Below are 25,034 nucleotides of genomic sequence, written 5' to 3'. Positions count from 1 at the left end.
TGAGAGCTATTAGCCCCGATGTGGCGCGATGGCGACAGTCGGTGTGCGACGAACCGTTTTGTCGGCGAGGCTAAGACCTTAGTCCTCCGGCGCGATGATGACCTTGAGGCCGTCGAGCGCGTCGGTCATCTCGACCTGGCAGGACAGGCGCGAGGCGGCGTTGCGGTGGTCCGAGCTGTCGAGCAGATCGTCCTCGTCGCCGTTGGGGCCGCCGACGACGTCGGTCCAGTCGGCGTCGATCTGGATGTGGCAGGTCGCGCAGGAGCAGCAACCGCCGCAGAGCGCGAGCAGCTCGTCGAAGCCGGCGTCACGGATATTTTCCATCACCGACAGACCGGTCTGCGCCTCGATCGTGGACTCTTCCCCTGCGCGGTTCACGATGGTCAGCTTCGGCATGTTGGCTCCCGGTCGACGGATGGACCCGTAGCGCCTATTAGCCACGGCTCTTGAAATCAAGCGGGCGTGGCGATGGGGCTGAGTAGCGAAAAGTTGCGCGAGGGGCTCGACGCCATCGCGGCGATCGAGCCGCGCATGCGCGAGGCGGTCGCGCGGGCCGGCTATCCGGAGCCGCGGCTGCGCGACCGGGGCTACGCTACGCTGCTGCGCACGATCGTCGGCCAGCAGGTGTCGGTCAAAGCCGCCGACGCGATCTGGAAAAAGGTCGACGCCGCGGTCGGCGGCATCAGCGATCCGCTGCGGCTGCTGGCGCTCGACGACGACGCGCTGCGCGCCGCCGGCCTGTCCCGCCAGAAGGCGAGCTATGGCCGCAGCCTCGCCGGGCTGGTGGTGGGCGGCGACCTCGATTTCGCGGCGCTGCCGCAGGACGACGAAGAGGCGATCACGCTGCTGACCCGCGTCAACGGCATCGGCCGCTGGTCGGCGGAGGTTTATCTGCTGTTTGCCGAAGGCCGCGCCGACATCTGGCCGGCGGGCGACCTTGCCGTGCAGATCGAAACCGGGCGGGTCATGGGGCTCGATGGCAAGCCGAGCGAAAAGCAGACCCGCGAGATCGCGGAAAAGTGGCGCCCGCACCGCGGCGCTGCCGCGGTTTTCATGTGGCATCATTATGTTACCGAGGTCATTTAGCCGGCGGAACAAAACGGTTCGCCGCGCTTTTTACACGGTTCGCGTATCTGAACCGGACCTTAACACAGGCTAGTTCGCTGTTGCTTCGCCTCGCGCCCAAAGGCGGGAGGTGGCCGCCCCGTTTTGTCGCGTCTCTCACCTCCGCAGGAGGGGCATGAACCACATCCTCGCCGCTCTCGATCCCGCAGACCATGACGCCCTGACCACCGATCTGCGCGTCGAGCATTTCGACAGCGGCCACGTCCTTCACGAGGCCGACGAACCGCTCGACCACGCCTATTTTCCTTATGATGCGGTCGTCGCCCATAGCGCTGAGCAGGATGCCGGCCCGGCGGTCGAGACCGCCACGATCGGGCGGGAAGGGGTGGTGTCGGCGACCGCGCTGATCGGCGATGACCGGCCGTTCGAGCGGGCGGTGGTGCAGCTCTCCGGCCAGATCGCGGTGCTGCCGGCGAAGGCGGTGAGCGCGCTGCACGACCGCAGCCATGCCTTCCGCCGGCTGCTTGGCGCCTACGTCCAGGCCTATGCGGCGCAGATGGCGCAATCGGCGCTGTGCAGTGCTTCGCACAGCAGCGAGGCGCGGCTGTCCCGCTGGCTGCTGATGTGCGTCGACCGCACCGGCATGACCGGGCCGCTGCCCGCCGACAGCGGCATGCTTGGTCGCCTGCTCGGCGTGGGGCGGCCGACGGTGACCGTCGTCACCGGCACTTTGCAGACCGCCGGGCTGATCAGATCGGCACGCGAAGGCATCACCATCGTCGACCGCGAAGGCCTCGAGGAGGCCTGCTGCGACTGCTACGGACGCGTACGTCGTGTCTACGACCGGCTGCTCCCCCACGCCCGCCGCTAACGGTTCGTCGCAACTGCCCGCGTTCCCGCAAAAAAAGCTTGTGGCTTCTGTCTGCTAGGCGACAGAAAATCCAGATCGGGGGCGATACAAAATCTGTGTTTTTGTTGCGGTATGGTGCGGGGGAAGACCATTCAGCACGATCGAACTTTCAACGGCAAAGGTCGTTACGCTTGCGCGTGGGGCGCTCATAACGGGAGCGGTGCGACCTGCGCCGCCGGAAGGATATGAACCGCTTGCTCGCGGCGCTGACGCCGCATGACCGTGACCGGCTGACGCCACATCTGAAGGAGGTGCACCTCGATCGGGGCCGTGTGCTCTTCGAGGTCGGCGCGCTGATCGACCATGTCTATTTCCCGACCGGCGGCATCGTCTCGCTGGTCTCGCTGCAGGAAGACGGCGGCAGTGTCGAAACCGGCGCCGTCGGCTGCGAAGGCATCGTCGCGATCAACTGCCTGCTCGGCGACCGGATCAGCTACAACCGCGCCGTGGTGCAGTTGCCCGGCGGCGCCAAGTTCATGCCGGTGGCACCGTTCATGGAAATCTGGGAGGAAAGCCCCAGCTTCCGCCGCGTCGTCATGGCGTTCAACCATGCCTTCGCGACGCTGATCTTCCAGTCGGTCGCCTGCAACACCAGCCATCCGGCCGAAGTGCGCCTCGCGCGCTGGATCCTGATGTGTCTCGACCGCTGCGGCGACGGCGAGACGGTGGCGCTGACCCATGAATATCTCGCCGACATGCTCGGCGTCGGCCGCCCGACGATCACCGTCGTGGCGCGCACGCTGCAGGCGGCGGGCCTGATCCGCTACAGCCGCGGCGTCATCACCGTGCTCGACCGCGCCGGCCTCGAGGCGGCGAGCTGCGAATGTTACTGGAAGGTGCGCGATACCTTCCAGCGGCTGCTGCCCGGCAGCTTTGGTTAGGGTTCCCTGCGACCGTCACTTCCGCCCGTAAGGGTGGGGGTGACGAAAGCCGGCTCAGCCCCAACCCGTCATCCCCGCGAAGGCGGGGATCCAGCACGAAAATAGGCGCCAGCGAAGCTGGCAGATTCCTTGATGGACTGGATCCCCGCCTGCGCGGGGACGACGAAAAACTAAGCCGCCAGCGGAAATTTCAGGAGGCGATCGGCGGTCGGTACCAGCGCCTGCGCCGGGCGGCCGACCGCGCGGATGATCGCGGGGTCGGCGGCGTCGAGGCCTCCGGTGAGCGCGCCGAAGGCGGGCAGGACGATCTTGCGGTCGGTATGCACGAAGCAGCGGCGCGAGATGCGGCGGCCGCGCACGGTGATGCGGAGCTTGGGGTGGAAGTGCCCGGAGATTTCGGGGCGGGTCTCGTTCGCCTCCGCTTCGTGGCGCAGCATGACGCCATCGACCTCGATCTCGTCGACGACGCGGCCGCCCAGACTCGCGTCGAGGCCGGGGTCGTGGTTGCCGACCACCCAGGTCCAGTCGAGCGCCGCCGTCAGCCGATCTAGCGTGTCGCGGGCCCGCGCCGGCATGCGCTCAACGCCCTTGGTGTCGTGGAAGCTGTCGCCGAGGCACCAGAGTTCGGTCGCACCGGTCGCGGTGACGAGCGCGTCGAGCCGCGCCAGCGTTTCGACGCTGTCATAGGGCGGCAGCAGCTGCCCGAACGAGGCGAACCAGCTTGCTTTCTCGAAGTGCAGGTCGGCGACGAGCAGCGCCCGGCGCGCCGGCCAGAACAAGGCCGCGTCGGTTAACGGCACGAAGCCGTGGTCGCCGAACATAACGGAAACACCCACCATGGGCCGTCTATAGGCGGCGGGATGCGCGCGGGGAAGCGGCGCGGCGTCGCATCATTCCATCGCCTCGGCGATGATCGCATCGGCCTCGATCAGCAGCGCGTCGTCGGTCGCCTCGCCCTGCACGCGCTGCCGCCCGAGATCGAGCAGGATCGGCACCGCCAGCGGCGACACCCGGTCGAGCGTGCGGTGGACCAGCGAATGCTGTGAGCGTTCGAGCAGGCTGGTCAGGCGCGCAATGTCCGACAGGCGGGTCTGCGCGTCGGCCCACGCCGCCTGGATCAGCAGATGGTCGGGCTCATACTTTTTCAGCACGTCGTAGATCAGGTCCGACGAGAAGCTGACCTGCGCACCCGTCTTGCGCTTGCCCGGATGCTGGCGCTCGATCAGCCCGGCGATGATCGCCACCTCGCGGAAGGACTTCTTGAGGAAGGGGGAGGCGGCCATCCATTCGGCCAGCTCGTCCTCCAGCACCTCGGGGGAGAGCAGGGGCTTGGGGTCAGTCACCGGCTCCAAGGACCAGCAGGACAGCACATAGTCCGACCCGACGAAGCCCAGCGGCTTCAGCCCGGCGCGCTCCATGCGCTGCGTCATCAGCATGCCTAGCGTCTGGTGGGCGTTGCGCCCCTCGAAGCCGTAGATGACGATGTAATGGCGATTGTCGCGCTCGAAGGTCTCGACGAGCAGCATGCCGGGGGCGGGGAGCTGCGACTTCTCCTGTTGAAGCTGCAGCCATTCATGCACGTCGGGCGGCATGCGATCCCATTCGGTCGGGGTCGACATCAGCCGCTGCACCCGGTCGGCGAGGTTGGTGGTGAGCGGCTGGCGTGCGCCGGCGTACATGGGGACGCGCGGATCGCCCCGGCTGAGCGTCACGTTGATGTCGGCGGCGTCGAAGCCGGTCACCTCGAGCGTCTGTCCGGCGAACATGAAGCTGTCGCCGACGCGGAGCTGCGACCCGAACCACTCCTCGACCTGCCCCAACCGCCGCCCGCGGCGGCGGCCGAGCACCACGTTCATCATCGCCGCCTCGACGATGACGCCGGCGTTGAGGCGGTGCTGGTGGGCGAGGCGCGGGTGGCTGACGCGGTAGAGGCCGTCGCTCTGAAGCGTCAGCCGTTTGAAGCGGTCATAGGCGCGCAGCGCGTAGCCGCCGTTCTCGACGAAACTCAGCGTCTTGTCGAACATCGCGCGCGGCAGGCCGGCATAGGGCGCGCTCGACCTTATCTCGTGATACATCGCGTCCGCCTCGAACGGCGCGGCGCAGGCGACGCCCATCAGATGCTGGGCGAGCACGTCGTAGCTGCCGGGGCGGAAATATTCCTGGTCGAGCTCATGCTCCTCGACCGCGTCGACCGCGGCGACGGCCTCCAGATATTCGAAGCGATTGCCCGGTACGATCACCGCCTTCGACGCCTCGTCCATCCGGTGATTGGCGCGGCCGATGCGCTGGAGCAGCCGCGACGAGCCCTTGGGCGCGCCCATCTGCACGACGAGGTCGACGTCGCCCCAGTCGAGGCCGAGGTCGAGGCTGGCGGTGGCGACGATGGCGCGGAGCTTGCCCGCCGCCATCGCCGCCTCGGTCTTGCGCCGCGCCTCGGGCGCGAGGCTGCCGTGGTGGATGCCGATGGGCAGCGCATCGTCGTTGACGTTCCACAGGTCGCGGAAGGTCAGCTCGGCGACCGAGCGGGTGTTGACGAAGACGATGGTGAGCTTGTGCTGCGCGATGAGCTTGTAGACCTCGCGCGCGGCGTGGAGGCCGGTGTGGCCGGCCCAAGGGATGCGGCCTTCGGGCACCAGCACGCCGATATGCGGTTCCTCGCCGGGGTCGCCCTGCACCAGCCGCACGCTTTCGGCATCGGCGTCGGGGGCGAGCCAGCCCTGATAAGCCTCCGGATCGGCGATGGTCGCCGACAGGCCGACGCGGCGCAGGCGCGGATTGATCGCCTGCATGCGCGCCATCGCGAGATTGAGCAGGTCGCCGCGCTTGCCGTTGGCGAAGGCGTGGATTTCGTCGATGATGATGGTACTGACATTCTTCAGCAGCTCGAAACTGTCGGGGTAGCTGACCAGCAGCGACAGCGATTCAGGCGTGGTGAGCAGGATCTGCGGCGGCCGCTCGCGCTGGCGGGCCTTGCGGTCGGACGGGGTGTCGCCGGTGCGGGTCTCGACGCGGATGGGGAGGCCCATCTCGGTGATCGGGGTGAGCAGGTTTCGCTGCACATCGACGGCGAGCGCCTTCAGCGGCGAGACGTAAATGGTGTGGAGGCGGTCCTCGGACGGGTTGGCGATCAGTTCTGCCAAGGTCGGCAGGAAGCCGGCGAGCGTCTTGCCCGCGCCGGTCGGCGCCACCAGCAGCGCGTGGCTGCCGTCCGCGCCCGCCGCCAGCATCTCCGCCTGATGCCGCCGCAGCGACCAGCCGCGTGACGCGAGCCATTCGGCGACGATTGCGGGCGGTGTCACGGATTCGACCATCGAATGACGCTAACGCTCGACTCTCGCGCCCGGCAACATAATAGTACGAACCGGGAACAAAGCTTGGGGAGATTCGCGATGGCTGACCTGATTTTCTACACCAACCCGATGTCGCGCGGCCGGATCGTGCGCTGGATGCTCGAGGAGGTGGGCCAGCCCTACCGAACCGAGGTGCTCGACTATGGCACGACGATGAAGGCGCCCGACTATCTGGCGGTCAATCCGATGGGCAAGGTGCCGGCGATCAAGCATGGCGACGCCGTCGTCACCGAGGGCGCGGCGATCTGCGCCTATCTCGCCGATGCCTTCCCCGAAGCCGGCCTCGCGCCCGAGCCGGGCACGCCGGAGGCCGCCGCTTATTATCGCTGGATGTTCTTCGCCGCCGGCCCGGTCGAATCGGCGGTGACCAACAAGTCGATGGGCTGGGACGTGCCCGACGACAAGAAGGCGATGGCCGGCTACGGCAATTTCGACGACGTGATGGCGGCGCTCGAACATGCGCTGTCGAAGAGCGATTATGTGGCGGGCGACCGCTTCACCGCCGCCGACGTCTATTTCGGATCGCAGATCGGCTGGGGCCTGATGTTCGGCTCGATCGACAAGCGCCCGGCGTTCGAGGCCTATTGGGCGCGACTGCAGACCCGCCCGGCGATGGCGCGAGCGAACGAACTGGACGACGCGCTGATGCCGGCACAACCAGCCGGGTGACGCCATCTTTTCTCCCCTCGCAGGAGAAGGCCAAGGCGGAGTTGCGCGTTGGGCCCGATGCTCCGCCGCGAACGCGTTCCAAAGATCCCGTCATACCGGCGAAAGCCGGTATCCAGTTCCACGTTCGGTCTGGATACCGGCTTTCGCCGGTATGACGATTGTGGATGATGAGGGGCACAGAACCCGGTCGGGCCGTCGACCTCACCCTGTGCCTCCCCTGGGAGGGGAGGGGACGCTCTCGATCGTCTTGGCCGTGCATGGAACGATTCAGTCCGCCATCCCATATAGTCTGTGATGAGCGCGCTCGGCTCCTGGCTCCAGCCCTGCCCTGAGGGCATCTACGTCAAACCGGGCGATTTCTGGATCGACCCGGCGCGACCCAAGCCGCGCGCGCTCATCACCCACGGCCACGCCGATCATGCCCGCGGCGGGCACGCGAGCGTGATGGCGACGCCCGAGACGCTCGCGATCATGAACGTGCGCTACGGCGAGCAGACCGGCGCGCAGGCGGCGCAATATGGCGAGGTCATCAAGGTCGGCGACGTCGAGGTGAGCTTCGTGCCCGCCGGGCATGTGCTCGGCTCGGCGCAGATCGTCATGGAGTACAAGGCGAAGAAGGGCGTGGAGCGTGTCGTCGTGTCGGGCGACTACAAGCGCCGGCCCGATCCGACCTGCCCGCCGTTCCAGCCGGTGCCCTGCGATGTGTTCGTCACCGAGGCCACGTTCGGCCTGCCGGTATTCCGCCACCCCGACGCCTCCGACGAGATCGCCAAGATCCTTGACGCGCTGCGCGACAACCCGGAACGCTGCGTATTGGTCGGCGCCTATGCGCTCGGCAAGGCGCAGCGGGTGATCGCGAGCCTTCGCGCGCTCGACTATCACGCGCCGATCTACATTCACGGCGCGATGCAGCGGCTGTGCGACCTCTACATCGAGCATGGCGTGAACCTCGGCGAGCTGCGCCCGGCCACCGGCCTCAAGCCCGCCGACTTGAAGGGCCAGATCATCGTCGCGCCGCCGTCGGCCTTGAACGACCGCTGGTCGCGCCGCCTGCCCGACCCGATCACCGCGATGGCGTCAGGGTGGATGCGGGTGCGGCAGCGGGCGCGGCAGAAGAATGTCGAGCTGCCGCTGATCATCTCCGACCATGCCGACTGGGACGAGCTGACCGACACCTGCCTCGAGCTGGGGCCGCAGGAAGTGTGGGTAACGCACGGCCGCGAGGACGCGCTGATCCACTGGTGCGCCACCCGCCAGATCAAGGCGCGGGAGCTGCACCTGATCGGGCGCGAGGATGAAGAAGATGACTGAGGCTGCGACCTAGAAGATCAGGTCGAGCAGGCCGAAGACGATCGCCAGCGCGACGACGATGACGAGGACGACGAAACAACCGATGGCACGCAACATGAGGCGGTTCTCCTTTCCCTGAGCAACCGCCGCACGTCGCCATCGTTCCGCCGGCGTCACGCCTGCGGCTATTTGTACATCTGCTCACGCATATTGATGCCATGCTCGATCCAGACCTTGAGCGCGGCGAGCATCTGCGACCAGCCCATGCAGTTGCCGTAGGAGGCGGCGAGGCCCTTTTCGGTCTCGTGCCAGCCGCTCTCGGTGATCGTCACCAAGGTGCGGCTGTCGTTGTCGAGCGGCTCGAAGGCCATCTCGACCGTGGTGAAATAGCCGGCGTCGACGACCGGCGCGTCCCGCTCGGGCACGCCTTCATTGGCCTCCCAGCGCAGCACGATCTTCTGGTTGTCGACGACCTCGATCACCTCCACGGGGAAGGCGCCGGGGAAATCGGCGAAATCCCAGGTCACCGTGGCGCCGGTCGCCAGCCGGCCCTGCGCGCCGCCTGTGGTGAAGTAACGCGACAGCGTCGCCGGATCGACGATCGCCTCGAACACCTCGGCGACGGGCTTCGAGATATGGGCGGATACCTTGAACTTCAGTTCCATCGGGAAATTCCTTTGCCTGTGGCTCAATCATGTTATATTCTTATAACATGTCAAGCGAAGTAGCCGATGACAGGATTTTCAAGGCGTTAGCCTCGCCGACCCGGCGCGCCATTCTCGACCGGCTGAAGAATCACCCCGCGACGACGGGGGCGTTGTGCGAGCATTTCGACACGCTCGACCGCTGCACGGTGATGCAGCATCTGAAGGTGCTGGAAGCCGCCGATCTGGTGATCGCGCGGCGCGAGGGGCGGGAGCGGTGGAACCACCTCAACGCGCTGCCGATCAAGCGCATCCACGACCGCTGGATCGGCGCCTATGCGACGCAGGCGGTGGAGATGCTCGACCGGTTGAAGAGCGACCTGGAGGGCTGACCCCCCCACCATCCATCATACCGGCGAAAGCCGGTATCCAGCCGTCCCGTCAACGTGCTCAGCGTGAACGCTTTGCAGCGGCATGGCTTGTAACTGGATACCGGCTTTCGCCGGTATGACGGGGAAGGTGGGCGAAGCGCGCGCTCTAGAAGTCGAGGTGCTTCATCAATACCGCGACAAAGCGCTCGCAGCCGGCCTGGTCGACCAAGTCGAACCGCGCCGGAGTCGGGCTGTCGAGATCGAGCACGCCCATCACCTCGCCGCCGACGATCAGCGGCACCACCAGTTCCGATGCCGAAGCGCTGTCGCAGGCGATGTGGCCGGGGAAGGCGTGAACATCCTCGACGAGCTGTGTCCGGGCCTCCGACACCGCAGTACCGCAGACACCCTTGCCGACCGCGATGCGCACGCAGGCGGTGCGGCCCTGGAACGGCCCCAGCACCAGCTCGCCGTCGCGCATCAGATAGAAGCCGGCCCAGTTGAGATCGGGCAGCGACTGGAAGATCAGCGCCGAGGCGTTGGCGAGATTGGCGACGAGGTCGCGCTCGCCGTGCAGCAGCCCGTCGAGTTGGCGCGCCAACTCCTCGTAGAGCTCGGACTTCGGCAGATGGCGGATGTCGGCGGCGTCGAACATGGGCGGCTTCTAGCCGATGATGTTGTGTCCGGACAGTGGTGCCGAGCTTGTCGCGAACGAAGTGCTTTGTCAGGTTATGGCATGGGCAGACGCAACAACGAGCCGGCACCATGGTCGCAGATCGCGCTAAGCGTGGCCGCTGTCGCCGTGCTGATCGCGCTCGTCGCCTACGGAAAGGATCTTTTCGTTCCTGCCTTCGACGCAAAGCTCCCGCTGACACTTGCTCTCTGGGTATTCCTCGCAATTGGGTTCGACTGGGCTTTTCTAAGCAAATTTAAGGAGGTGATGACAGCATACAGCGAAGAGGAGCCGCGATACCTCGACTATAAGGCGCGGCTTTGGGTTACTGTGCTCGGCGTTCTTGTCATCATGGCCGGTGAGATTGTTGAGCCGCGAAACGTCCCGCTTGTGATGCTAGGCGGCACACTATGCTTCGCAACCATGCTCTACGGCGCCGTCCAAATTTTCCGCGACCTCAAGAACCCGCCCGACCGCAAGCTTTGACCTCGCGGAACCTCTCCCCATCCCCTGATCGTTGCGCCTGACGATGCACGCCTTCTCCACGCTTCTCGACCGGCTGGTCTACACGCGCTCGCGCAACGCGAAGCTGCAGCTGATCGCCGATTATCTGAAGCGCACGCCCGATCCTGATCGCGGCTATGCGATGGCGGCGCTGACCGGCGATCTCGACCTGCCGGCGGTGAAGCCGGCGCTCATCAAGACGCTGGTCGAGGAACGCGTCGATCCAGTGCTGTTCGCGATGAGCCGCGATTATGTCGGCGACCTTGCCGAGACAGTGTCGCTGCTTTGGGAAAAGCCCCTCGGGCGCGACGACGAGGATTTCGAGGACATCCGGCTGAAGGACGTCATCGAGCGGCTGGCGACGCTCGGGCGGGCCGAGGCGCCGGCGGCGCTGGCCGACCTACTCGACCGGCTCGATAGCGCCGGCCGCTACGCGCTGCTGAAGCTCGCCACCGGCGCGCTGCGCATCGGCGTATCGGCGCGGCTGGCGAAGACGGGGCTGGCGCAGGCGTTCACGCTCGATGTCGATGCGGTGGAGGAGGTGTGGCACGGCATCAAGCCGCCCTACACCGGGCTGTTCGACTGGGCGGAAGGGCGCGGCGAGCAGCCGACGCAGGCCAATGTGCCCGTCTTCCGCCCCTTCATGCTGGCGCATCCGCTGGAGGAGGAGAGCATCGATCTCGCGGCCTATGCCGCCGAGTGGAAGTGGGACGGCATCCGCGTCCAGCTCGTGCATGTCGCGGGCGAGACGCGGCTCTACAGCCGGGCCGGCGACGACATCACGCGGAGCTTCCCCGACGTCGCCGCCGACTTCCGCGTCCACGGCACGCTCGACGGCGAACTGCTGGTGCGTGGTAGCGCGCAGGGGGGTGACGATCAGGGCGGCGGCGCGGCGTCGTTCAACGCGCTGCAGCAGCGGCTGGGGCGGAAAGTGGTGTCGGCGAAGGCGCTGGAGGAATATCCGGCGTTCGTCCGGCTCTACGACATCTTGTTCGACGGCGAGGCGGATCTGCGCGCGCTGACCTGGGAGGAGCGCCGCGCGCGGCTGGAGGCGTTCGTGCCGACGCTGCCCGCCGACCGGTTTGACATTTCCACCTTGATCGAGGGCAAGAGCTTCGACGATCTGATGGAGCTGCGCATGCAGGCGCGCGATGCCTCCATCGAGGGGCTGATGCTTAAGCGCCGCGACAGCCCGTACGTCGCCGGCCGCCGCGCCGGATATTGGTACAAGTGGAAGCGCGACCCGCTGATCGCCGACTGCGTGATGATGTACGCGCAGCGCGGCCACGGGAAACGGTCGTCCTATTATTCCGACTATACGTTCGGCTGCTGGACGCCGGAGGGCGAGCTGCTGCCGGTGGGCAAGGCGTACAGCGGCTTCACCGATGCCGAGCTGATGATGCTCGACCGCTTCGTGCGCAACCACACGCTCAACCGCTTCGGACCCGTCCGCGAGGTGGAGAAGACCTTGGTGCTCGAGGTGGCGTTCGACTCCATCCATGAATCGAAGCGCCACAAGTCCGGCCTCGCGATGCGCTTCCCGCGCATCAGCCGCATCCGCACCGACAAGCCGGCGGCGGAGGCCGATACGATTGCCAACCTGCGGAAGATGGTGACGTAGGTGTGGCGAGCTATTGACGCGAAAGGCACGTTCTGATTCTTGCTATCAAGATTCTGACCTCCCGTGTTCTATTTTTGTTCTGGCAGTGATATTGGGGGCGCATGGACGATGTGACGAAGCCAAACGCCCCTGCGAAGAAGCGCGGATCAGCCGCCGAGGGCGACGCCGTCTCGACGCCAAAGCGTAAGAATCTTCAAAGCCATGGGCGGAATTCAAAGGTCTACGTTCCGGTCATCCTGAAGCTGTTTCAGGATCGGTGGCGCGCGGGCGCTTCAACGGTGGTCTTCTCGCTCGACGACGTGCGTACGGCGGTAGAGGCGATCCGCGCCGTGGCGAATAATCCAGATGCCATTTCCTCGCGCAATCCTGCCGATGTGATCTACCGTATGCGGTCGCGCACGAAGCTGCCGGAAGAAATATTGGCGAAGGGTTTCCACGTTCTTCGCGCTGTGGGCCGTGGGCGCTACCAGTTCGAAAAAGCGTCCAGCGGCATCATAGAAACACCTGTTGGCGACCTTATCCCAGCAATCGACCAAACGCCGATGCCGGTGCGTCGCTTGTTGCCGGAAACGATGGCTGACATGGATGAGCAGGCGCTGTTGTCCATCGTCGGCTATTGCCAACTGCTCGATCACTTCACCGGGATGAAAATATACCGTTTGCGCTCGCATGTTCGAAAGAGTGTGCCTGGGATCGGGCAGGCCGAACTCGATGCCATCGATGTCGGCATCGCATCCGGCGATGATGATGTGCCGGTGATCTTTCCCATCGAGGCCAAAGCGGCGGTCGACGAACTCAACCGCGTGCAGATTTTCAATATGATCCAGTATGCCGCGCATTACTTCCCGGGGCTGAGAGTTCGCCCACTGGCGTTGAAGGTCGATTATCAGTCAGCGGTACATCTGATGGAGTTCAACGTTGCGGGCCGTCCGGGCGAGCTTCGGATCGTGCGCAGCGCAAGTTACGTCATCAATACATCGGAGGCTCAGCTGGCCATGATCCGCGCGACGAATGTGCCCAAGCAATGACGACGAAGACGCCAGTGGGGCTTGAGCTGTTCGCCGGTTGCGGGGGGCTTTCGACAGGCTTTCTGGACGCAGGAATGCGCATTGCGGCGGGCTTCGAGCTCGATGCGCGCGCTGTTGATGCCTATAATTACAACCATGAGTATCGGGGTGGCAGGGGCTATATCGCTGACCTTGGTCTCGTGTCCGGCGAGAAGCTTCTCGAACTTGCGAGCATCGAGCGCGCCGATTTTATCGTAGGTGGCCCACCCTGCCAGCCTTTCTCAATCGCCGGCAAACGCCAGGGCAAGCGCGACATCCGGGCCGACCTGATAGGGCATTTCATTCGTATCGTGGATGAGCTGGCACCATCGGCGTTCATGCTTGAGAACGTGCCGAATCTGGCGGCCATTTCCGGTGGTGAGTTTCTTGAGGAAACGAAGGTGGCGTTACGCGCGCTTGGCTATACCGTTGATCATGTCGTCGCCTCGGCCGCAGACTTCGGCGTTCCTCAAAATCGCAAACGCCTCATCATGCTCGGCGTAAAAGGTCCGCGATCGGTGCAGTTCCCGCAGCCGACCCACGGTACGGTTGGGCGGCCCTACACGTCGGCGGCAAGTGCCATCGCCGATCTGCCCGATGCCGGAGAATTCGGCGAAACCGGCGTCTACAATCATGAGCCGACGATGCATTCGGCCGATATGGTTGCGCGCCTGAGCTTGCTGCAGCCCGGCAAGCGCGAGCGCGGTTCTTTCCATGATCGGCTGCATCCCGAGCGCCCGTCGTATACATTGCGCGCCGGCTCGGGGAATTTCAGCCCGCTGCGCCCTGTCCACTATCAGCACGATCGTGTGATCACGGTCAGGGAGAGCGCGCGCCTGCAGGGCTTCTCCGATGACTTTCGGTGGCCAGATCGGATTCCCCGACTGCAGCAGTATCGGCAAGTCGGGAACGCTGTGCCGCCGCCTATGGCGCGTGCGTTCGCCGAATGCCTCGCGGATCAGATGGGGTGGCGATCCGATCCAGCGGCGTTCGCAGGCGACCCATCAGCGCGACCGCCGGCTAACACGCTCACTGACGAAGAGCGGAAGGCATTGCGAACTTCCAAGGTCCGCGGTGCATCACTTGGTAAGGCGGCTCTGGCAAGTTTATGAGCTAGACCTTCCGCCAGCCGCCGGGCTCGATACCGTCGAGGCTCCATTCGCCGATCCGCCAGCGCACCAGCCGCAGGGTGCCGTGGCCGACCGCCGCCGTCATGCGGCGCACCTGCCGGTTGCGGCCTTCGCTGATGGTCAGGCTGAGCCAGCTGTCGGGGACGCTCTTGCGGAAGCGGATCGGCGGGTCGCGCGGCCAGAGCTGCGGGTCGTCGATGCGCTCGGCGTCGGCGGGTCGGGTCAGGCCGTCCTTGAGCTGGACGCCGCGGCGCAGCTTCGCCAGCGCCTCGTCGCCGATCTCGCCTTCGACCTGCGCCAGATAGGTCTTCTCCGTCTTGTACGTCGGGTCGGCGATGCGCGCCTGCAGCCGGCCGTCGTCGGTGAGCAGCAGCAGGCCTTCGCTGTCGAGGTCGAGCCGCCCCGCCGGATAGACGCCGGGCAGGTCGATATACTGCGAGAGCGTCGGCCGCGATCCGTCGGTGCCGGCGTCGGTGAACTGGCACAACACGCCATAAGGCTTGTTGAACAGGATCAGCGTCATCGATCGTGGGTTTGCTGAAGCGCGATCCCGGCGAGGTTCTGGAAGCGCTTGATGTAGCGGACGCGCGGCACCGTCTCGCCCGCGAGCGCGCGGAAGCGTTCGAGATAGGGCGCGTCGGCGTCGCGGCACTTCATCTTGCCGTTGGCCTTGGCGACGACGTTGGACGCGTCGCCGAGCAGCACGAAATCCTCGAGGCCCAGTCCCTGCGCGACAATCAGCCCCTCGATCAGCGCCAGCCATTCGGCGTCGCCGTTGCCGCCAGTGCCGAGGTCGCGGCGGATGGTGGCCTGCCCCTTGGCGAACACCGCGACCTCGATCTTGCCGGGGTTGGGACGGGCGCCGCCGTCGAAATAGACCTTGGTGCGGGTCGCCATGCTCATTGCTCCATGCTTCGCGCCACCGCTTCGGCGACCTTGATGCCATCGACCGACGCCGAAAGGATGCCCCCGGCGTAGCCCGCGCCCTCGCCCGCCGGAAACAGCCCAGCGGTGTTGAGGCTCTGAAAGTCGCTACCACGGGTGAAGCGCAGCGGCGAGGAGGTGCGCGTCTCCACCCCCGTCATCACCACGTCGGGATGGTCGTAGCCGGGGATCTGCCGCCCGAACACCGGGATCGCCTCGCGCATCGCCGCGACGACATAGTCGGGCAGGCAGTCGGCGAGGTCGGTCGGGGTGACGCCGGGGCGGTAGGAAGGGGTGACGGTGCCGAGCGTCGTGGACGGCTTTCCGGCGAGGAAATCGCCGAGCCGCTGCGCCGGCGCCTTGTAGTTGGAGCCGCCGGCGACGAACGCCCGCTCCTCCCAATGCCGCTGCAGCGCGAGGCCGGCGAGCGGGTCGCCGGGGTAGTCGCGCGCGGGATCTATGGCGACGACGAAGCCGGAGTTGGCGTTGCGCTCGTTGCGCGAATATTGGCTCATGCCGTTGGTCGCGACGCGCCCTTCTTCCGAGGTGGCGGCGACGACGGTACCGCCGGGGCACATGCAGAAGCTGTAGACGGTGCGGCCGTTCGAGCAGTGATGCGAGATATGATATTCGGCGGCGCCGAGGATCGGGTGGCCGGCATTGGCGCCGAAGCGCGCGGTGTCGATCCACGACTGCGGATGCTCGATGCGCACGCCGATCGAGAAGGGCTTGGGCTCGACGTACACGCCCGCCGCGTGAAGTATCGCGAAGGTGTCGCGGGCGCTGTGGCCGATCGCCATGACGACATGGTCGGCCTCCAGATAGCTGCCGTCGTGGAGGTGCAGGCCCTGCAGACGGCGGTTGCCGTCGGCGTCGGTTTCGATGTCGAGGCCGTCGACGCGGGTCGAGAAGCGGTACTCGCCGCCCAGCCCCTCGATGGTTTCGCGCAAGGATTCGACCATCGTCACCAGCCGGAAGGTGCCGATGTGCGGGTGCGCCTCGGTGAGGATTTCGGGCGGGGCGCCGGCCTTGACGAACTCGGTCAGCACCTTGCGGTCGAGGTGGCGCGGATCCTTGATGCGGCTGTAGAGCTTGCCGTCGGAAAAGGTGCCGGCGCCGCCCTCGCCGAACTGCACGTTCGATTCAGGGTTGAGCACACTTTTCCGCCAGAGCCCCCAGGTGTCCTTGGTCCGCTCGCGCACCACTTTGCCGCGGTCGAGGATGATCGGGCGGTAGCCCATCTGCGCGAGAATCAGCGCCGCGAACAGCCCGCACGGCCCGGCGCCGATCACCACCGGGCGCTTGAAGCCCCCGCCGGCGGGCGCCTGCGCGACGAACTTGTACCGGGTGTCGGGGGTGACCTGGACGTTGCGGTCTTTGCGGAAGCGGGCGAGCACCGCGCCTTCGTTCTTCACCTGCACGTCGACGACATAGACGAGCTGGATGTCGCTCTTGTCGCGCGCATCGTTGCCGCGGCGCACGATGGCGAAGCGGGTGAGTTCGCGCGCGCCGATGCGCAGCCGCTTGCAGATCGCGGCGGGCAGCGCCTCGTCGGCATGGTGCAGCGGCAGGGCGAGGTTGGAGACACGCAACATGGTGCGCCCTGTAGCGTGATGTCCTGGGGCTGCGCCACCCCGGCAGCCGGGCTATGAAGGCGGCATGACCGCGCTCAACCGCCTCGCCCTGCTCATCGCCCTGCTGCTCACTGCAGGCGAAATCGCCCGCTACTGGGGCAGCCCGCATTTCGTGCCCGCCGCGTTCGACGAGCTGGCGGTGGCGCTGGCGCTGCTGTGGGCGGCGGTGCGCGACCGGCCGGTGTGGCATGTCGCGGGGTGGAGCGCGCTGTGCGGGCTTGTCCTCGTGCTGCTCGCCGAGACCGCCGATCACCAGATCCACGGCCCGGTGAAGGCGGCGGGGCCGGTGTATCTGGCGGCGCTGTCGGCGCTGCTGATCCTCGGCCTATGGGCGGTCGCCCGCGCCGCCCGCCTGGTCCGGCGATAGCTTCACCACCTCGCCGAAGCGGCCGGCGGTCGCGCCCGACGAGTAGCGTGCGTCGGTGATCCGCACGATGGTCTCGTCGGCGTGCCGCTCGATCGTCGCGAAGGGCAGGCGGGACCAATAGAGGAAGTCGGCCATGTGCTTCTCGCGCCGCGCCGCTTCGATCGCCGGGTCGTCCATGTTGGTGGGGACGACCTGATCCGACAGCTTCAGCACCGGCGCCGGCGTCCAGCGCAGTTCACCGAAGACATAGCTGTCGGCGGTCGCCACCACGATGTCGCGGCGGAAGGGATCGACCGGGGCGGGGCTGGAGACGGCGGTGCGCACCGGGCCGAGGCCGCGCGCCTCGACCGCTTGCGTGGCGATGCGCTCGGCCGCGACGCTGCTGGCGCCCATCAGCGCCGCATAGCCGGCGACCAGCGCGAGGCTGGCCTGCGCCGGTATCCGGGGGGCGGTGGCTTGCCTGCGCCGGCGATGCCGCGACAGCCAGACGCCGATCGCCAGTGCCGACCACAGCCACGGGTCGATGATGAACAGGGTGTCGCCGTAGAACCAGCGGTCGGAGAAGGGCATCAGCAGGCGGATGCCGTAGGTGTTGAAGAAGTCGAGCAGCGGGTGGGTGAACCAGCCGATATAAGCGAGCGCGAACAGCCAGCCGACGTGGAGCGGCAGGCGAGCGGGTGGCCGCTTGCCGCGCTTCGCCTGCCAGCGGTCGAACGCCACCATTGCGGCGACGAGCAGCGGCGGCAGGATCAGCATCGCCACCGGCCCATGCGTCCAGCCGCGCCGCCACGCGAGATTCTCGTTGAAGAACAGCCCCAGCACATCGATGTCGGGCAGGTTGGCGGCGAGGATGAGGGTGGCCATGCCGAGGCCGGTCTTTTCCTTCAGCCCCGCCTCGCCGAGCGCCGCGCCCACGAGGCCATGTGCCAGATTGTCCATCGTCGCTCCCTGATTGCATACCCTCGCTATCGCAAGCGGATGACCTGACCAAGTCCGGCGGCTAGCATGCGTCGATGCTGACCACCGCCCGCCTGCTGCTGCGCCCGCCCACGCTCGACGATGTCGAGACCCTGCAGGCGCTCAACGAGGCGCATTGGCCGCTGATCGGCAACCGCCGGCGCACCCTCGAAGAGATGCGCGCACAGACCGAAGAGCTGATGGTGAAGACCGCCGCCGATTCCGGCTGGTCGGAGCTGGTCGTCGAGCACGACGGCCGGGTGATCGGCCGCATCGCCATCAACCGCGACGGCCCGGGCGAGCGGCAGGCGGAACTGGGCTACGGCTTCTTTGCCGACAGCTTCGGGCAGGGGTTAGGGCCGGAGGCGGTGGGGCGGGTGCTGACGCATCTCTTCGGCGACATGGGCCTTCACCGAGTGATCGCGATCACCGGGATGGAGAACAACCGCTCGCGGCGGCTGCTCGAAAAGCTCGGCTTTCGGCTGGAGGGCGAGATGATCGAAGCCTGGTTCCACCAGGCCGAGCAGCGCTTCGTCGACGAAGTGAGCTACGCGATCCTCGCGCGCGAGTGGCGGGATCGTTGACCGGCACCGACCTCGCCTACGCCCTCATCCTGCTGTCGGGCGCCATTCATGCGGTGGTCAACGCCATCCTGAAGTCGGGCAAGGACAAGATGGCCGGCCGCGCGCTGATCGACGGGTCGAGCGCGGTGTTCGCGATTCCGCTCGCGATCATGTCGCCGCTGCCGCACGGGGCCTGGGGGTGGCTGATCGGGTCGGCGGCGATCCATCTGCTCTATCTCTATGCGCTGGTGCGATCGTTCCAGATCGCCGATTTCTCCGCCGCCTATCCGATCGCGCGCGGCACGGCGCCGGCGCTGACCGCGCTGCTGGCGATCGGGCTGATGGACGAGGTGCCGACGCCGACCGAGGTGGCCGGCATCGTTGCGATCTCGACGGGCGTGCTGGCGATGAGCCTCGGCCGCCACATCAGCCGCGCGGCGCTGGGCTGGTCGCTGCTAACCGGCGTGTGCATCGCCGCCTATACGGTGGTCGACGCCAATGGCGTGCGCGCGGCGCCTTCGGCGCTCAGCTATATCGGCTGGTCGTTCATGCTGCTCGGCTTTGCCATCGCGGCCTTCTTCGCGTGGATCAGCGGGCCGGGGTTCGTCGCGACAGTGAAGGACCAATGGAAGCCGGGGGTGATCGCCGGGATGCTGTCGATCATCACCTACGGCTGCGCGCTCTATGCCTATCGGCTGGCCGAGGCGACCGCGCCGCTCGCCGCGCTGCGCGAGACGAGCATCCTGTTCGCGACGCTGATCGCGGTGTTCTGGTTGAAGGAAAAGGTGACGCCGCTCCGCGCGGCCGCGGCTCTCGCCATCGCCGCAGGAGCGATCCTGATCCTCAGCTAGTGCTTGGTCTGCGTCATCCGGTCGACCCAGGCGATGCCGATCGCCGAGGCGATGAATGCCATGTGGATGATCGTCTGCCACAGCACCGCGTCGGCGGTGATCCGCCCGGTCGGCTGGCCGAGCGCGCCCGCCTCGATGAAGGTGCGCAGCAGGTGGATGGACGAGATGCCGATGATTGCCATCGCCAGCTTCACCTTCAAGACGCCGGCGTTGACGTGGCTCAGCCATTCCGGCTGGTCGGGGTGGCCCTTGAGGCCGAGGCGCGACACGAAGGTCTCGTAACCGCCGACGATCACCATGACGAGCAGGTTGGAAATCATCACCACGTCGATGAGGCCGAGGACGACGAGCATGATCTGCTCCTCGTCATACTCCCAGGCATGCATCACCAGATGCACCAGTTCCTTCAGGAACAGGAACACATAGACGCACTGCGCGGCGATCAGCCCGACGTAGAGCGGCAGCTGCAGCCAGCGCGAGCTGAAGATCAGGAGCGGCAACGGCCGCAGCTTCGGCGCCGCGGCGGGCGCAAGGTCATCGGTCGACATGGCGACCGTCTAGGCGACGGTCGTTACAGGTACAATTCGATGACCGCGACGTGCGTCGGCCTGCCGCACGCCTACCTTGCCGAGCGCACCTCGACCGGCAGGCCGAGCGTCTTGAGCGGCGCCTCGACCTTCGAGCGGTCGCCGACCACCACCCAGACCAGCTGGTCGGGGTTGATGTAGCGGCTGATCGCGCCGTTGAGATCGGCGGCGGTCAGCGCGCGGTAGCGGTCGGCGAGCTTCTCCTGATAGTCGTCGGGGCGGCCGTAGACCTTGTTGCGCTCGATCGAGCCGAGCACGCTGGCGGCAGTCTCGAAGCTGCCGGGGAGACTCCGGGTGTTGCCCTCGATGATGCGATTGAGCTCCTCGGGCGTGGTCAGCTTCGCGCCGCGATAGGCGCGCAGCTCGGCGATGATCTCCTTGATCGATTCCGCCGTCTTGTCGGTCTGCACCGGCGCCTGGATGATGAACGGCATCTGCTCCACCGCGCCGCGCACGTTGGTGTAGGCGCCGTAGGACCAGCCCTTGGTCTCGCGCAGATTGTTGTTGATGCGCGCCAGGAAGGAGCCGCCGAGCACCTCGTTGGCGGCATAGAGCGTCAGCGGATCGTCGACACCGCGCACCGGGAGCGGAGCACCGCCGAGGATGAAGGACTGCGGCGACCCCGGGCGGTCGATCAGCACGATGCGGCTGCTGGCCGGCGCGGTGGCGGTGGTGAAGCTCTTCGTGCCCTTCGCGTCCTGCGGGTTACGCCAGTCACCGAACGCCTTTTCGAGCAGCGGCGTCACCGCGGCGAGGCTGGTGTCGCCGACGACGAAGATGGTGGCGTTGTCCGGTCGCAGCCATGTGTCGTGGAAGGCGGCGAGGTCGTCGCGCGTGGCGGCGCGGACGCCGTCGGCCGTGCCGGTACCGGTCAGCGCCACGCCGTAGGGATGGCTGGTGCCGTAGAGGATCGGCGGCAGCACGCGTAGCGCCAGGGCGGCGGGCTGGTCGAACTCATTGTCGATGCGCGCCAAGGTGATGCCGCGCAGCCGCTCGATCTCGGTCGGGGCGAAGGTCGGGTTGCGGATGATGTCGGCCCAAAGGTCGATCGACGGGGCGAGATTGGCCTTCAGCGCCGAGACGGCGACACGGGTGCTGTCGACGTCGCTGCCCATGCCGATCGCCGCGCCCAGCCGCTCGGCTTCCTCGGCGATCTGGATGGCGGTGCGCTTTTCCGTCCCCTCGTCGAGCAGCGACAGCGTGAGGTTGCCGACGCCCGGCTTGGCGCGGGAATCGGCGGCGATGCCGGCATCGAAGTTCATCGACAGATGGACGACCGGCACGGTGGCGCGGCGGGCGAACACGATTTGGATGCCGTTCGACAGCTTGGCGCGCTCGACGGCGGGGAAGTCCAGTTCGGTGCCGGCGGTGACGGCGGGCAGCTTGCTGCGGTCTACGCCCTTGCCGCTCGCCTGCGGGGTGCCATAGGGCAGCACGGTCAGTGCGAAGGCGCCGTCGTTGATCCAGCGGCGGGTGGCGGCGAGGACGCTGGCCGGCGTCGCATCGGCGTAACGCTGTAGCTCGGTCTTGTAGAAGCCGGGGTCGCCCGCATAGAGCGCCGCTTCGGCGAGCGTCGCGGCCTTGCCGCCGAAGCCGCCGACCTGTTCGAGGCCGCGGATGGTGCCGGCGACCGCGCGGGTGGCGACGCGCGCCACCTCGTCGGCGGTCGGGCCTTCGGCGAGGAACTGGTTCACTAGCTCGTCGACGCGGGCGTCCACCAGCCTGGGGTCGACGCCGGGCGCCACATCGGCCTCGAGCTGGAAGAAGCTCGCCGATTCATGCGCCTGCACATAGCCACGCACGCCGGTCGCCAGCTTCTTGTCGCGGACGAGGTCGTTGTAGAACCGCGAGCTGTTGCCGCCGGCGAGGATCGCGGCGCCGACGTCCAATGAGGGCGTCACCGTGTCGGTGCGGCCCGGCGCGACCCACACGCGATAGACGCGCGCCTGCGCGACGCGGTCCTGCATCACCGATCGGCGGACGTTCACATGCTCGGGCACGCTGTCCTTCATCCGCTTGACCGGCGGGCCGGCGGGGATGTCGCCGAAATATTTCTCGACCATCGGCTTCGCGGTGGCGACGTCGATGTCGCCGGCGAGCACGAGGACGGCGTTGTTCGGCGTGTTCCAGGTGCGGAACCACTCCTTCACGTCGTCGAGGCTGGCGGCGGAGAGATCCTCCATCGAGCCGATCGTCGAGTGGCGATAGCCGTGGCCTTCGGGGAACAGCGCGGCCAGCATCTCATATTCGACCATGCCGTAGGGCTGGTTGTCGCCCTGGCGCTTCTCGTTCTGGACGACGCCGCGCTGCTGATCGAGCGACTCCTTGTTCAGCCGCCCGAGCAGATGGCCCATGCGATCCGATTCCATGAACAGCACGAGGTCGAGCGCGCCGGTCGGCACCGTCTGCACATAATTGGTGCGGTCGAACCAGGTGGAGCCGTTCATGCCGGTGCCGCCGGCATCCTCAAGCGGCTTGTCGAAGTCCTTCACATGCTCCGACCCCTCGAACATGAAATGTTCGAACAGATGGGCGAAGCCGGTCTTGCCCTCGGGCTCGTCCTTGGAACCGACATGATACCAGATCGAGGTGGCGACGATCGGCACCTTGCGGTCGGTGTGCACGACGACGCGCAAGCCGTTCGACAGCGTGAACTGTTCGTAGGGAATGTTAACCGAGGCGATCAGCTCGGGGCTGGGACCGGTGGCGGCAGCGGCGGCTTTGTCGGCCTTCTTGTCGCGCTTGGCGGCAACGGCATCGCCGCCACCCACCAGCATCATTCCCGCGGCGAAAAGCGCCAGCCATTTGCCTGCCATGCAATCACTCCCACCACCTGTGTCGCGGACCTTCATGCCAGACCGGGCACGCGGCGGCTACGGGCGATACTCGCGGGCGATGTGCGGCTTAAGGTCGTCCGCTTCGAACCATATAGGCTTATATTGCTCGCGCACGAACAAAGGCGACTGATCGCCATAATGTTTCGACGACGGGCGGGTGGTGGCGGCGCCGAACTGGTGGATGCTGCGCGAGGCGACGCGGCCGTCCTTCGGCCATTCGACCATCATGACATAGCTGTCGCCATGGTCGGCGACGAGATGCCCGGTCGCCTCGTCACGGTCCCAGTAGATCGCCCGCAGCGCATCGGGGCCGCCATAGACGGGCAGGCTCAGCTTGCCGCGTTCCACCCGCAGCAGGGCGGACAGCGGCGGGTCGAGCCGGCCGTGGTGGCGGGTGATGAAGTCGACGGCATCGGTGAGTTTCTCCGCGGGGTCAGGCAGCGCCTGGAGCCGGTAGGCGTTGCGGGCGCCGGCGGCGACCATTAGCGCCGCCAGCGCGTCGACGCGGCCCTTGCCGTCGAGCGTCCAGTCCCACTGCCGCAGCAGCGCCTGTGCGTCGGCAAGCTTGGGGTCGCGCACCGCGAGGAGGGAGAGCATCCACGGCCCGACCCAGCTCTGGCGGCTGTAGCCCTTGTCCATCTTCAGCACGTCGAGCTCGTCGCGAGTCAGCGAGGCGTCGCCCTCGAACAGCTCGATCATCCGCACCGCGCGGTTGGTCATGCCGTTCTCGATGCCGAGCAGCGGCGAGTAGGCGTCGCGCTTCAGATCGTCGGCGGGCGTGCTGGCGATGAACGGCGTGTTGTTGGCGTTGGCGACATAGCCCGAGGGTGGGTTGATCAGGTGCGGCCCGCCGTCGAACGGCAGATAGCCGGTCCACAGCGCCTTCGAGGTGTCGCCGGGCAGCACGCCCTTCCAGTCGCACCCGGCGGCCCGCTTGGGGAAGCGGGCGTTGTAGAACATGCCGATGTTTCCGGCGGCGTCGGCATAGACGAAGTTGGTCGAGGCGACGCCCTGGCGGGCCATGATCGACCGCCACTCGGCGAAGTCCTTCGCCTTGTTGAGCCGGTAATATTGCTCGACGTTCGAGGCGTCATCGATGCCGGCGTAGCGGACGGCGAAGGCGCCGAGGCCGTTGACGATCACCGGGCCGTGGACCGAGCGATGGAGGGTCTGCGGCACGGGGAGGGTGAATGGCCCCATCTTCACGCGCAGCCACACGCGTTTCGATTGCAGCGGCAGCCATTCGCCGTCGAAGCGGTAGCGCTGGCCGTCTTCGGACAGCGCGAGCTTGTACACGTCGATCAGGTCGGGGCGGTTGACGGTGTTCGCCCAGCCGAGAGTCTTGTTGTGGCCCATCAGCGGGTAGGGCGCCCCGGGGAAGTTGGCGCCGGCGAAGTCCCAGCCCTGTTCGCTGTGGACGACCAGCTCATACCAGGCGACGCCGCCCTCCCACGGCTGGTGCGAATTGTTGACCAGCCGGGTGACGCCATCGGCCGAGCGCGACGGGGCGACGGCAAAGCCGTTGGAGCCGCGCTCGCCGACATCGGGGGCGTCGCGGTCGGGCAGCTTGCCTTCGGCGAGCGAGCCGATCACCCGGTCGAGCCCGAAGAAGAAGGGCGCGCGGAAGGCGAAGCCGGCGACGACATCCTCCGCGGTCATCGGAAACAGCCCGCCGAGCTTCACTTCCTCGGGATGCTGCGCAGCATATTTGTTGAAGCCGGCGGCGTAGGCGACGAGCAGCGCGCGCGTGTCAGGCGCCAGCTTTGCCATCTGCCGCCGTGCGGTGGCGCGGGCGTCGAGCAGGTGGACGGCATAGTCGGCCTTGGCGCCGTCTTCGCCGAGCAATGCCCCGGCGCGACCGCGGGTGGCGGCGAACACTTCCTGCAGGGTGGCGAAGTCGTCCTCGGCATGCGCGTAGCCGATGCCATGGGCGACGTCGGCGTCGGTCTTGCCGAAGATGTGAGGGACGCCCCAAGTATCGCGGACGATGCGGACATCGTAGATGCGCGTGGGGTCAGCGGCGGGGGTGTTGGCGGTGGCGCGTTCCCAGGTGGCGAGGGCGATCAGGACGACGACGATCAATGCGGCGACGGCAAGCGCCGCCTTCTTCCAAAGTTTCATCGCGTCCTCCCCGAGGTCATTCTCTTTATCGTCATCCCC

The 25,034-nt window shown here is 66.8% G+C and carries 26 protein-coding genes; 13 read left to right on the top strand and 13 right to left on the bottom strand.

What is annotated here, in order from left to right:
- Positions 1–78: 78 nt before the first annotated feature.
- Positions 79–396: a 2Fe-2S iron-sulfur cluster-binding protein gene (locus tag ACFOMD_RS08580; protein ID WP_380859868.1), complete on the bottom strand. Its 318-nt coding sequence runs from the start codon at positions 394–396 to the stop codon at positions 79–81.
- Between the two features lie 72 nt (positions 397–468).
- Here ACFOMD_RS08580 and ACFOMD_RS08575 point away from each other — a divergent pair, with 72 nt between their 5' ends.
- The 3 genes from ACFOMD_RS08575 to ACFOMD_RS08565 all read left to right on the top strand — a co-directional run bounded on the left by ACFOMD_RS08575 (position 469) and on the right by ACFOMD_RS08565 (position 2,856).
- On the top strand, positions 469–1,086 hold the full coding sequence (locus ACFOMD_RS08575; protein WP_380859866.1) for a DNA-3-methyladenine glycosylase family protein: 618 nt from the start codon (positions 469–471) through the stop codon (positions 1,084–1,086).
- A 154-nt stretch (positions 1,087–1,240) separates the two neighbouring features.
- A complete protein-coding gene (locus ACFOMD_RS08570) occupies positions 1,241–1,936 on the top strand; it encodes a Crp/Fnr family transcriptional regulator (RefSeq protein WP_380859863.1) in 696 nt (231 codons plus the stop codon).
- A 224-nt stretch (positions 1,937–2,160) separates the two neighbouring features.
- The gene (locus tag ACFOMD_RS08565; RefSeq protein WP_380859860.1) at positions 2,161–2,856 is read left to right on the top strand and encodes a Crp/Fnr family transcriptional regulator; all 696 of its coding nucleotides are present in this window, start codon (positions 2,161–2,163) and stop codon (positions 2,854–2,856) included.
- A gap of 170 nt (positions 2,857–3,026) precedes the next feature.
- On the opposite strand, the gene pdeM is transcribed toward ACFOMD_RS08565, so the two are convergent.
- Both pdeM and ACFOMD_RS08555 read right to left on the bottom strand, forming a co-directional pair.
- The gene (gene pdeM, locus ACFOMD_RS08560) at positions 3,027–3,695 is read right to left on the bottom strand and encodes a ligase-associated DNA damage response endonuclease PdeM (RefSeq protein ID WP_380859857.1); all 669 of its coding nucleotides are present in this window, start codon (positions 3,693–3,695) and stop codon (positions 3,027–3,029) included.
- A gap of 51 nt (positions 3,696–3,746) precedes the next feature.
- Positions 3,747–6,167 carry a ligase-associated DNA damage response DEXH box helicase gene (locus ACFOMD_RS08555; protein WP_380859854.1) on the bottom strand — a complete coding sequence of 807 codons (2,421 nt, stop codon included), beginning with the start codon at positions 6,165–6,167 and terminating at the stop codon, positions 3,747–3,749.
- A gap of 78 nt (positions 6,168–6,245) precedes the next feature.
- On the opposite strand from ACFOMD_RS08555, the gene ACFOMD_RS08550 reads away from it, so the two are divergent.
- The gene (locus tag ACFOMD_RS08550) at positions 6,246–6,875 is read left to right on the top strand and encodes a glutathione S-transferase family protein (RefSeq protein ID WP_380859851.1); all 630 of its coding nucleotides are present in this window, start codon (positions 6,246–6,248) and stop codon (positions 6,873–6,875) included.
- 294 nt (positions 6,876–7,169) lie between these two features.
- Entirely contained in the window at positions 7,170–8,186 is a 1,017-nt protein-coding gene (locus tag ACFOMD_RS08545) for a ligase-associated DNA damage response exonuclease (protein WP_380859849.1), read from the top strand.
- A 9-nt stretch (positions 8,187–8,195) separates the two neighbouring features.
- Here the strand turns inward: ACFOMD_RS08545 and ACFOMD_RS08540 are convergent, their stop codons facing one another.
- Together ACFOMD_RS08540 and ACFOMD_RS08535 are read right to left on the bottom strand one after the other, a co-directional pair.
- On the bottom strand, positions 8,196–8,342 hold the full coding sequence (locus ACFOMD_RS08540) for a hypothetical protein (protein ID WP_380859846.1): 147 nt from the start codon (positions 8,340–8,342) through the stop codon (positions 8,196–8,198).
- Positions 8,343–8,350: 8 nt separating this feature from the next.
- On the bottom strand, positions 8,351–8,830 hold the full coding sequence (locus tag ACFOMD_RS08535; RefSeq protein ID WP_380859844.1) for an SRPBCC family protein: 480 nt from the start codon (positions 8,828–8,830) through the stop codon (positions 8,351–8,353).
- A 47-nt stretch (positions 8,831–8,877) separates the two neighbouring features.
- On the opposite strand from ACFOMD_RS08535, the gene ACFOMD_RS08530 reads away from it, so the two are divergent.
- Complete coding sequence (locus ACFOMD_RS08530) at positions 8,878–9,201, top strand: ArsR/SmtB family transcription factor (protein ID WP_380859841.1); 324 nt, start codon at positions 8,878–8,880, stop codon at positions 9,199–9,201.
- A 145-nt stretch (positions 9,202–9,346) separates the two neighbouring features.
- Here the strand turns inward: ACFOMD_RS08530 and ACFOMD_RS08525 are convergent, their stop codons facing one another.
- Complete coding sequence (locus ACFOMD_RS08525; RefSeq protein ID WP_380859838.1) at positions 9,347–9,835, bottom strand: GAF domain-containing protein; 489 nt, start codon at positions 9,833–9,835, stop codon at positions 9,347–9,349.
- A 132-nt stretch (positions 9,836–9,967) separates the two neighbouring features.
- On the opposite strand from ACFOMD_RS08525, the gene ACFOMD_RS08520 reads away from it, so the two are divergent.
- From ACFOMD_RS08520 to ACFOMD_RS08505, 4 genes are all read left to right on the top strand, one after another.
- A complete protein-coding gene (locus ACFOMD_RS08520; RefSeq protein ID WP_380859835.1) occupies positions 9,968–10,339 on the top strand; it encodes a hypothetical protein in 372 nt (123 codons plus the stop codon).
- Between the two features lie 43 nt (positions 10,340–10,382).
- A complete protein-coding gene (locus ACFOMD_RS08515) occupies positions 10,383–11,978 on the top strand; it encodes a cisplatin damage response ATP-dependent DNA ligase (protein ID WP_380860076.1) in 1,596 nt (531 codons plus the stop codon).
- 101 nt (positions 11,979–12,079) lie between these two features.
- Positions 12,080–13,006: a hypothetical protein gene (locus ACFOMD_RS08510; protein ID WP_380859832.1), complete on the top strand. Its 927-nt coding sequence runs from the start codon at positions 12,080–12,082 to the stop codon at positions 13,004–13,006.
- Positions 13,003–14,136 carry a DNA cytosine methyltransferase gene (locus ACFOMD_RS08505; RefSeq protein ID WP_380859829.1) on the top strand — a complete coding sequence of 378 codons (1,134 nt, stop codon included), beginning with the start codon at positions 13,003–13,005 and terminating at the stop codon, positions 14,134–14,136. The genes ACFOMD_RS08510 and ACFOMD_RS08505 overlap by 4 nt, the downstream gene beginning before the upstream one ends.
- 1 nt (position 14,137) lies before the next feature.
- Here ACFOMD_RS08505 and ACFOMD_RS08500 read toward each other — a convergent pair whose 3' ends face one another.
- Genes ACFOMD_RS08500 through ACFOMD_RS08490 form a run of 3 tightly spaced genes read right to left on the bottom strand, consistent with a single transcriptional unit; the run spans position 14,138 to position 16,673 of the window.
- Complete coding sequence (locus tag ACFOMD_RS08500; protein WP_380859826.1) at positions 14,138–14,677, bottom strand: pseudouridine synthase; 540 nt, start codon at positions 14,675–14,677, stop codon at positions 14,138–14,140.
- Entirely contained in the window at positions 14,674–15,051 is a 378-nt protein-coding gene (locus tag ACFOMD_RS08495) for a reverse transcriptase-like protein (protein ID WP_380859823.1), read from the bottom strand. The genes ACFOMD_RS08500 and ACFOMD_RS08495 overlap by 4 nt, the downstream gene beginning before the upstream one ends.
- Before the next feature lie 2 nt (positions 15,052–15,053).
- Positions 15,054–16,673: an NAD(P)/FAD-dependent oxidoreductase gene (locus tag ACFOMD_RS08490; RefSeq protein WP_380859820.1), complete on the bottom strand. Its 1,620-nt coding sequence runs from the start codon at positions 16,671–16,673 to the stop codon at positions 15,054–15,056.
- 64 nt (positions 16,674–16,737) lie between these two features.
- Between ACFOMD_RS08490 and ACFOMD_RS08485 the strand changes: the two genes are divergently transcribed.
- Entirely contained in the window at positions 16,738–17,079 is a 342-nt protein-coding gene (locus ACFOMD_RS08485; RefSeq protein ID WP_380859817.1) for a hypothetical protein, read from the top strand.
- Here the strand turns inward: ACFOMD_RS08485 and ACFOMD_RS08480 are convergent.
- Entirely contained in the window at positions 17,038–18,018 is a 981-nt protein-coding gene (locus ACFOMD_RS08480) for a metal-dependent hydrolase (RefSeq protein ID WP_380859814.1), read from the bottom strand. The genes ACFOMD_RS08485 and ACFOMD_RS08480 overlap by 42 nt on opposite strands.
- 74 nt (positions 18,019–18,092) lie before the next feature.
- On the opposite strand from ACFOMD_RS08480, the gene ACFOMD_RS08475 reads away from it, so the two are divergent.
- Together ACFOMD_RS08475 and ACFOMD_RS08470 are read left to right on the top strand one after the other, a co-directional pair.
- Positions 18,093–18,620: a GNAT family N-acetyltransferase gene (locus ACFOMD_RS08475; RefSeq protein WP_380859811.1), complete on the top strand. Its 528-nt coding sequence runs from the start codon at positions 18,093–18,095 to the stop codon at positions 18,618–18,620.
- The gene (locus ACFOMD_RS08470) at positions 18,605–19,450 is read left to right on the top strand and encodes an EamA family transporter (RefSeq protein WP_380859808.1); all 846 of its coding nucleotides are present in this window, start codon (positions 18,605–18,607) and stop codon (positions 19,448–19,450) included. The genes ACFOMD_RS08475 and ACFOMD_RS08470 overlap by 16 nt, the downstream gene beginning before the upstream one ends.
- Here the strand turns inward: ACFOMD_RS08470 and ACFOMD_RS08465 are convergent.
- The 3 genes from ACFOMD_RS08465 to ACFOMD_RS08455 form a co-directional block, all read right to left on the bottom strand.
- On the bottom strand, positions 19,447–19,998 hold the full coding sequence (locus ACFOMD_RS08465) for a TIGR00645 family protein (RefSeq protein ID WP_380859806.1): 552 nt from the start codon (positions 19,996–19,998) through the stop codon (positions 19,447–19,449). The two genes, ACFOMD_RS08470 and ACFOMD_RS08465, sit on opposite strands and share 4 nt — an antisense overlap.
- A 71-nt stretch (positions 19,999–20,069) precedes the next feature.
- Positions 20,070–22,814 carry a M16 family metallopeptidase gene (locus tag ACFOMD_RS08460; protein WP_449329074.1) on the bottom strand — a complete coding sequence of 915 codons (2,745 nt, stop codon included), beginning with the start codon at positions 22,812–22,814 and terminating at the stop codon, positions 20,070–20,072.
- A 96-nt stretch (positions 22,815–22,910) separates the two neighbouring features.
- Positions 22,911–24,995, bottom strand: a complete 2,085-nt coding sequence (locus ACFOMD_RS08455; protein ID WP_380859800.1) for an acylase — start codon at positions 24,993–24,995, stop codon at positions 22,911–22,913.
- Positions 24,996–25,034: the final 39 nt, after the last annotated feature.

Source organism: Sphingoaurantiacus capsulatus, from assembly GCF_042648405.1.
Lineage (GTDB): Bacteria > Pseudomonadota > Alphaproteobacteria > Sphingomonadales > Sphingomonadaceae > Sphingoaurantiacus > Sphingoaurantiacus capsulatus.
Note: the sequence above shows the minus strand (reverse complement) of the source record. Positions and strands in the feature narration are given on the sequence as shown.